This is a genomic window from Frankia sp. CeCAU1, assembly GCF_977971845.1.
In genome coordinates this window covers 1-7830 of sequence record NZ_CDWWXA010000179.1, presented here as the reverse complement: position 1 = coordinate 7830, position 7830 = coordinate 1, and the positions used below count along the sequence as shown (strand labels likewise).

The window sequence follows — 7830 nt, the reverse complement described above, 5'->3', positions numbered from 1 at the left end:
GCCCGCAACCCGTCCCCATCTCGTACCCCACCCCGGCGGGAACCGCCACCTCCTCCACCGATCCCCACCCCGCCCCGGCGGCCCCGGTGAGCGGCGGACTGTCCGCGCTGCGCATCGCCGCCCTGGTCCACGCCGGGGAGCTATCCGCCGAGCAGATGACCCGCGACGCGCTTGCGCGTATCGCGGACGGCGATTCGGCGGTGCGGGCCTTCGCCGCCCTGTGGCCCGAGCAGGCGTACGCCCACGCGGCCGACGTGGACCGCCGGGTCCGCGCGGGCGAACGGCCGCCGCTGGCCGGGGTGCCTCTGGGGGTGAAGGTTACCGAGGGGCTGACCTCGACCCAGACCCGCCGGCTGCTCGCGGGCGGCTGCGTACCGGTCGGTGCCACCGCCACCCCGGGCCCGGGCACTACCTGGCAGACCTGGGGGCACACCGACCGCGGCCCGACTCTCAATCCGCACGACCCGGCTTGGAGCCCCGGCGGGTCGTCCGCCGGATCGGCCGCCGCCGTCGCCGCCGGCCTGGTTCCCTTGGCCACCGGCAGCGACGGCGCCGGTTCGGTGCGCATCCCGGCGGCGTGGTGCGGCGTCGTGGGCCTGAAACTCACGGGCGGCCGGGTGCCCGCCCGCGACCGCGCGGGTCTCAACGCTGCCGGCGTGCTGGCCCGCGAGCCCGCCGACGCGGCCGCCTACCTCGACGCCGTCGCGGGCACCGCGACCCTGCCGGCGCTGCGCCGCCCCGACCGGCCGCTGCGCACGGCGTGGTCGGCCACGCTCGGTTTCGCCGATACGGCCCCGGCGGTCGCCGAGGTGGCCCGCACCCACCTGGACGCCCTCGCCCGAGCCGGCGCGCTCGCGGTGACCGATGCCGTGCCGTGCTTGCCCGACCCGGCGGACTGCTGGGTGTCCCTGCGTCACAGCGGCCAGGACACCGCCGGTACCCGGGCCGCCCTGCTGCGCTCTCTCGGTGGCCTGTTCGCCGGGCACGACCTGCTCGCCACCCCGACCACACCCAACCCCCCGCACGGCCACCAGGGGCCCGGGGAGACGATGAGCGTGGCGCTCACCTGGGCTTTCAACATCACCGGCCATCCTGCGATCAGCATCCCAGCAGGCCTAACCGGTGTCGGGGAACCGGTTGGCCTGCACCTGGTCGCCCCACCGGGCCGCGAGGCCGACCTTCTCGCCGTCGCTCTGGTGGCCCGCGCCATGCCCACCGCGCCCATCCGAACATGGCGACGACGGCTACCGGGCCCGGGACTCGGGTTCGTGCCTTACCAGCCGGAAGGTAGCTCTGGGTGACGTCCCGGACGCTTCGCCTGTGCTGGTGGCTGGTGTCCGACCTGCCGTGATCGTTCCGTTGGGGTGGCCGGCGTGCGGCGGGAGTAGACTCCGGAGCAGCTGATCGACTGCTGGACCCTGAGCGAGAGCGACCGCAAGCTGGTGCGGAACAAGGCCGGGGCGACGCGCCTCGGCTTCGCCTTGATGCTGAAATTTTTCGATCCGACCGCAAGGCGTCCGCGAGCACCGTCCGGCTCGCGCACACCGCCCTGGACTGGTTCTACGGTTGGGCAGGCCTCGGCCCGGACGGTGATGACGACGTCGCCGTCCGTCGGCGACGTCGTCATCACCGTCCGCACCGGCAAACTCCGCGTGCTCGGCGAGGGCGGACGCCTGCGCGACCTCCCGCTCCCAGCCCGCACCCGCCCCTCCTCGTCCGCTGGCGGCAGGCCCGCGCCGAGCAGCTCGGCCTGCCCATCCCAGCCGACCCCTTCGTCACGCCCCGCCGGGTCAGGCAGGCCGAATGGGCCCGCGGCGGCCGGCGCATCTCCGCCCGCTCGGTCGACCACAGCATCCGCACCGCCGGCCGCACCGCCGGCCTGGAGATCTCTCCCCCACGTCCTGCGGCGCACCTTCGCGACCAGGCTTGTCCGCGACGGCGCCGACCTCGTCCTGGTCGCCGAACTCCTCGGCCACGCCCGCGTCGACACCGTCCGGATCTACACCCTGCCCACCGACGACGACGTCCAAGACGCCGTCGACCGGGTCACCGTCGACTACGAACCACTCCGAAACGGACCATGCCACTACAGAGAGCTACTTTTCGGCTGGTGGCACGAACCCGAGTCCTGGGCCCTCCAGCGCTGTCCCGTTGCTGTCCCGTGCCGTTCGGAAGATCCCGAAACGTCAGAAGATCCCGAAACGTACGACGCACAGGGCACCGGCCACCAGGCAGTAGACGGCGAAGGGGGTCGCCGTGCGGGTTTCGAACCATCGGGCCAGGAACCGGATGGACACGTAGGCCACGACGCCGGCGACGATCGCCCCGAACAGGGTCTGACCGCGAACACCGTCTCCGAGCGGGCCGAGGAGGTCGGGGAGTTTCAGCAGGCCGGCGGCGAGGATCACCGGGGTGGCGAGCAGGAACGCGAACCGGGCGGCGTCGAGGTGGGAGAGTCCCCGGGACAGGCCAGCGATCATCGTGACGCCCGACCGGCTGATTCCCGGAGCCAGGGCGGCGGTCTGCGCCACCCCGACGAGCAGGGCGTCCAGGCGCGGCAGCGCGGCGAGCCGCCGGTCGGCGTGCCGGGCCGCTGTCTCGGCTTCGGGTAGTGCTGTCTCGGCTTCGGGTAGTGCTGTCTCGGCTTCGGGTAGTGCTGTCTCGGCTTCGGGTAGTGCTGTCTCGGCTTCGGGTAGTGCCGTCTCGGTCGCCACGGCCTTCGAGTGGTTGCCGGGCCCGGACCCGGGTGCGGATCCGTGAGCTACCAGGGGACCGGAGGCCGGGCGCGTCCCGACCCTGCGGCCCGTGACCGGCGCCGAGCGTGGTATCGGCATGGTGTGCTCGTCCCGGTATCCGGCCGGCCCTGGAGCGCAGCCGGTCGTCGACCGGCGGCGCAGACGCTCCCCCAGCAGCATGATCATGCCGTTCACGGTGAGGAACACGGCGGCCGGCAGCGGCCGGCCCAGGTGGGTGCGCAGCGGATGCTCGAGGAGCAGCCCGACGATGCCCACCGGAACGGTCCCAAGGATGATCAGCCAGGCGAGCCGGCCGTCGGCGGTGGTGATCCGCCGGTCCCGGACCGAGACGGCCAGGCCCGTGATGATGCGCCGCCAGTCGTCACGGAAGGCGACGATAAGCGCCGCGGCGGTGGCCACGTGCACGGCGACGATGAAGGCGAGGTAGGGCGACTCGGGCGCGGAGACGTCGAGGTCCGCTGCCCATCGGCCGCCGATGAGAGCCGGCACGAGCACGCTGTGACCAAGGCTGGACACCGGGAACAACTCCGTGGCGCCCTGCAGGGCACCGATCACGCCCGCCTCGGCGTAGCTGAACGAGGACATGCCCGGCACCGTGCGCCTTCGATCATGTGAACATGGTGTGATGACCGAGTCCCGCGGCGCCACCGGCCGCAGACCGGAGCGGTTCTGCGCTCGCAGCAGCTCTACGATCCGTTCCATGCGGGTACTGGTCGTCGAGGACGAGGCGCGCACCGCCGCCCTGCTCCGCCGTGGCCTGGTCGAGGAGGGCTACGCGGTCGACGTCGTCGGTGACGGCGCCGACGCGGTCTGGCAGGCGACCGAGATCGGCTACGACGCGATCGTCCTGGACCTCATGCTTCCCGGTCTCGACGGATTCGAGGTGTGCCGCCGCCTGCGCGAGGCGGGCCGCTGGGCCCCGGTGCTCATGCTCACCGCCCGGGGGGACGTTGACGACCGTATCCGCGGTCTCGACGCGGGTGCCGACGACTACCTGCCCAAGCCGTTCAGCTTCGGGGAACTGACCGCCCGGCTGCGGGCGCTCGTGCGGCGCGGGGCCGTGGAACGCCCCACCGTCCTGCGGATCGGGGATCTTCGCCTCGACCCGGCCGAGCACCGCGTCCTGCGGGCCGGATCGCCACTCGACCTGTCCGCGAAGGAGTTCGCGCTCCTCCACCTGCTCATGCGCCATCCCGACGAGGTTCTGACCCGTACCTATATCGTCGATCACGTCTGGGACTTCGCCTTCGACGGCACCTCCAACATCGTCGACCAGTACGTGCGCTACGTCCGCCGGAAGATCGACATTCCGGACGGTCCGTCGCTCATCGAGACCGTCCGCGGGGTCGGATACCGGCTACGGACCCCGGCCGAGACGTCGCCCGGGACGTTCCGCACACCTGGTGTGTCTGCTATGTCCGGCACATCTGGCGCGCCCGGTGCGTCTGGTGCGCCCGGCCCGGTCGTCGACGGGGAATCGTAGCCCGACGTGCCGATCCGGGTGAGGCTGACCCTGCTGTTCGCGCTGGGGACCGCGATCGTGCTCGCTATCGCTGGCGTCCTGTTCTACCTGCTGCTCCGGGTGAACCTGCGGGACTCCGTCGACGCCGACCTGCGGACCCGGTCGGATCTGCTGACGGTCAGGCTCGCCGATCGGTTTGATGCCGCCCGACCCGGGGGCGTTGGTCGAGCCGATGCGGCCGACCTGCTCGTGGGCGGCGGATCGATCGCCCAGGTGCTCCGGGCGGACGGGACGCCGATCGTCTCGTCGCCGGACGCCGGGTCACGGCCGCTGCTGGCCGCGGACCAGCTCGCCCGGGCCCGGACGCAGCCGACCCTGGTCACCCGGGAAGTGCGGGCCGGCACCGGGATCAGGCCGACCGGAGATGTCCGCGTCCTGGCCGTGGCGGTGCACACGGGCCGGGCCACCATGATCGCGGTCGTCGGCACGCCGACGCACCTCACCGACAGGGCCGAGGACCGGGTCCGCAACGTGATGGTGGTGGCGACGGCTCCGACGATCGCGCTGGCGGGCCTCGCCGCCTGGCTGCTCTCGGGGGCGGCGCTGCGGCCGGTGGAGCGGATGCGCCGGCAGGCGGCCGCCATGGCGGCCGCGGAGGTGGTCGCCATGGCGGCCGCCGGTCCGGTCGCCGCCGGTCCGGTCGCCGCCGGCAGGAACGGCGAGCTGGCGGTGCCCGCGACCCATGACGAGATCGCCGCTCTGGCCAGAACGATGAACGACCTGCTCCGCCGGCTGAACGCGGCCCGTGCCCGGGACCGTGCCTTCGTCGCCGACGCCGGCCACGAGCTGCGGACGCCCCTGACCGTGCTCAAGGCCGAGCTGGAGCTCGCCGCCCGTCCCGGTCGCACGCGCGAGGAGCTGATCGAGGCGATCGTCAACGTCTCGGACGAGACCGACCGGCTCATCCGGCTGGCCGAGTCGTTGCTCACGCTCGCCCGGATGGACGGTGGTCTCGTCGGACAGGGGCGGGTCGCGCTCGACGAGGTACTCACCCGCTCCGCCCGGGCAGCGACGGGCTTTCTCCAGGCGCGCGGGCTACGACTCCGGCTTGGCGTCGCCGACGCGCAGCGGCCGCTGGAGGTCCTCGGCGACGGGGACATGCTCCGGCGGGCGGTCGACAACCTGCTTGCCAACGCCGCGCGTCACGCACCCGCGGGCAGCGTCGTCGAGCTGCGGGGATGCCGCACACCGCGGCGGGTCGTCGGGCCGTGGGTGGGTGTGGACGGGCCGGGCGAGGTCGTCATCGTGCAGATCCGCGACCGCGGCCCCGGGTTCCCTCCCGAGTTCCTGCCGTACGTGTTCGAACGGTTCCGTCGCGCGGACACCGCCCGCACCCGGGACCACGGCGGTGCCGGGCTGGGTCTCGCGATCGTCGCCGCGATCATCAGTGCACACGGCGGCACCGTCGAGGCGGCCAACTGTCCGGACGGCGGCGCGGTCGTCACCGTCACCCTGCCTGCGACCGCCTGGCCTCCCGGTCCGCCGTCGGCGAGCCTGGCCTCCCGGTCCGCCGCCGGCGAGGGTGCACCGGGTCGTCCGGGTGAGCCCCGCCGTCCCGACGGGCCCGCGCGTCAGCCGTCGGCGAGGGATCTCCGGTCCCGGCGCAGGGGATGATCGGGCGGGATCTCCACGACCACGATCGGGACGCCGTCCGGATCCTCGATCCACATCTCGTCGAGTCCCCACGGCTCACGCCGCGGCTCCCGGGTGATGACGACACCCGCCGCGTTCAACCGGGCGTGTTCGGCTGCCAGGTCACGCACCTGCAGCCAGAGCCGCGCCGTCCTCACTGGTTCCCGGCCCGTGCCCACTGGTTCCCGGCCCGTGCCCACCGGCCGTGCCGGCCGCTGCGAGTGCCCGGACACCTCCAACAGGCCCTGGCCGAGGAAGAACACCAGCCCGGGTTCCTCCGGCGGCCCGAACTCGCGGTAGACCGCCAGCCCGAGGGTCTCGCGGTAGAAGTGATGACTGCGCTGCGGATCCGTGGGCCGGAGCAGGATGCGGCTACTGAGAACCTCCATCCGGCGAGTCTGCCCCGCCTGCGGACCGCCGTCGTCACCCGCGAGGTGCTGCGGGAGGCCGAGAGCGACCCGCGGCGGCGCCCCTTCGTCCACGTCGCGTAGCGTCCCGTTGTTCCCGTTGTTCCCGTTGTTCCCGGGCCCGGCGGCCGGTGCCGTCCGTCCCGGCGGGGCGGATCAGCCCTTGCTAGATTGATCGAATGTGCGAGCCCGCCGGCCGGCGTGAGCGCAAGAAGCGGCGCACCCACGACGCGCTGTCCGCGGCGGCCATCGCGCTGTTCCTCGACCGCGGCTTCGGTGCGGTGTCGGTGGCGGAGGTCGCAGCGGCGGCCGGGGTGTCGAAGCCGACGCTGTTCACCTACTTCACGAGCAAGGAGGACCTGGTCCTGCACCGGATCCTCGACCATCGTGGGGAGTTCGCCCGGGTGGTGGCGCAGCGCCCGGCGGGCAGTTCGCCGCTGGCCGCCATCGAGGAACATCTCGCCGCCGGGCTCGAGCGCCGGGAGCCGGTCACCGGTCTGAACGACGACCGCGAGGTGCTCGCCTACCACGGCATGGTCTTCTCCACCCCGAGTCTGCTCGGCAGGCTGGCCCAGCACACCGGGCAGGATGAGGATGCCCTCGCCGCCGCGCTGGCCGCGGCGGTGCCGGCGGCCGGCGAGCTCGCGGCCCGGCTGGCTGCCGCGCAGATCATCGCCGTCCGGCGGGTGCTGGCCCGGGAGAACTGGGCCCGGCTGGGGGAGGGACGGTCCGCCGCGCAGGTGTTCCCGGACGCGCTTGCCGCCGCGCAGGTGTTCCCGGACGCGCTTGCCGCCGCGCATCAGGCGTTCCGCGCCCTGCGGCGTGCCCTCCCCGACTACGCCTGAGTGCCTGCCATGTCCTGACTGTTCCTTCATGATCGCGGGTTGCGGCGGGGAGTGCCGCCTTCGTCCGGATAGTATTCCTTACCGAGTTAAGAAAGGGGTGCTCGGTGATGATTGACGGCATGAACGCCGAACCGGATGCGGATCCGGTCGACCTGGCCGTCGATGTGGCTGTCGATGTGGCCGGACCGGACGCGGAGCTGGCCGCGGAACGCGAGCACCTCCGGCGCAGCCGGCGGGCGCTGGCGGGGATGCGGGCCGAGGTCGAGGGAACGGAGATTGCCGCGGGCGACGCGGTCGTGGACAAGGTGACGAACGCCTACCTGAAGCTGGCGAAGCAACGGCGGCTCGCCAGCTTCACCGAGCAGGAGCATTCGACGCCGCTGTTCTTCGGCCGGGTCGACTACGGGCCCGACGCGCCCCGGGTCCTCGGCCAGCGCTTCTACCTCGGGCGGCGGCACGTGCGCGAGGCTGCCGGGGACGATCCGCTGGTCGTCGACTGGCGCACCGAGGTCGCCCGGCCGTTCTACCGGGCGCATCCGGGCGACCCGATGGGGCTCACGGTCCGACGCAGGTTCGGCTACGACGGGGCGGAGCTCACCGCGTTCGAGGACGAACCGCTCATCCCCCGCCGCTCGGGGGCGGGGGATGGCGGCGGGAAAGCCTGCGGC

Annotated in this window: 6 protein-coding genes and 2 pseudogenes; 6 read left to right on the top strand and 2 right to left on the bottom strand. The window is 73.1% G+C overall.

The annotated features are described in order from the left end of the window. Both AC08OO_RS21250 and AC08OO_RS21245 read left to right on the top strand, forming a co-directional pair. On the top strand, window positions 1-1301 hold a 1301-nt coding region (locus AC08OO_RS21250), incomplete at its 5' end, for an amidase (protein ID WP_476618965.1). Window positions 1302-1484: 183 nt separating this feature from the next. Beyond that, a pseudogene (locus AC08OO_RS21245) lies at window positions 1485-1997 on the top strand (tyrosine-type recombinase/integrase); the annotation flags it as partial. A gap of 189 nt (window positions 1998-2186) precedes the next feature. Here the strand turns inward: AC08OO_RS21245 and AC08OO_RS21240 are convergent. Next, a complete protein-coding gene (locus tag AC08OO_RS21240) occupies window positions 2187-3341 on the bottom strand; it encodes an undecaprenyl-diphosphate phosphatase (RefSeq protein ID WP_476611479.1) in 1155 nt (384 codons plus the stop codon). Window positions 3342-3456: 115 nt separating this feature from the next. On the opposite strand from AC08OO_RS21240, the gene AC08OO_RS21235 reads away from it, so the two are divergent. Continuing rightward, window positions 3457-4239, top strand: a complete 783-nt coding sequence (locus AC08OO_RS21235; protein ID WP_476611482.1) for a response regulator transcription factor — start codon at window positions 3457-3459, stop codon at window positions 4237-4239. Window positions 4240-4257: 18 nt separating this feature from the next. Next, the gene (locus tag AC08OO_RS21230; protein WP_476611480.1) at window positions 4258-5892 is read left to right on the top strand and encodes a sensor histidine kinase; all 1635 of its coding nucleotides are present in this window, start codon (window positions 4258-4260) and stop codon (window positions 5890-5892) included. Here AC08OO_RS21230 and AC08OO_RS21225 read toward each other — a convergent pair. After that, on the bottom strand, window positions 5850-6392 hold the full coding sequence (locus AC08OO_RS21225) for a VOC family protein (protein ID WP_241882980.1): 543 nt from the start codon (window positions 6390-6392) through the stop codon (window positions 5850-5852). The two genes, AC08OO_RS21230 and AC08OO_RS21225, sit on opposite strands and share 43 nt — an antisense overlap. Window positions 6393-6496: 104 nt before the next feature. Between AC08OO_RS21225 and AC08OO_RS21220 the strand changes: the two genes are divergently transcribed. Together AC08OO_RS21220 and AC08OO_RS21215 are read left to right on the top strand one after the other, a co-directional pair. Further along, window positions 6497-7162 (top strand): TetR family transcriptional regulator, encoded by a 666-nt coding sequence (locus AC08OO_RS21220; protein WP_476611481.1) that lies wholly within the window; start codon window positions 6497-6499, stop codon window positions 7160-7162. Window positions 7163-7269: 107 nt separating this feature from the next. Beyond that, window positions 7270-7830 (top strand): annotated as a pseudogene (locus AC08OO_RS21215) (ATP-binding protein); the annotation flags it as partial.

What these genes read in the sequence shown, in the direction of transcription:
- AC08OO_RS21240 (WP_476611479.1), bottom strand. Translation starts at nt 3,341, where the DNA reads ATGTCCTCGTTCAGCTACGCCGAGGCGGGCGTGATCGGTGCCCTGCAG.
- AC08OO_RS21235 (WP_476611482.1), top strand. Translation starts at nt 3,457, where the DNA reads ATGCGGGTACTGGTCGTCGAGGACGAGGCGCGCACCGCCGCCCTGCTC.
- AC08OO_RS21220 (WP_476611481.1), top strand. Translation starts at nt 6,497, where the DNA reads ATGTGCGAGCCCGCCGGCCGGCGTGAGCGCAAGAAGCGGCGCACCCAC.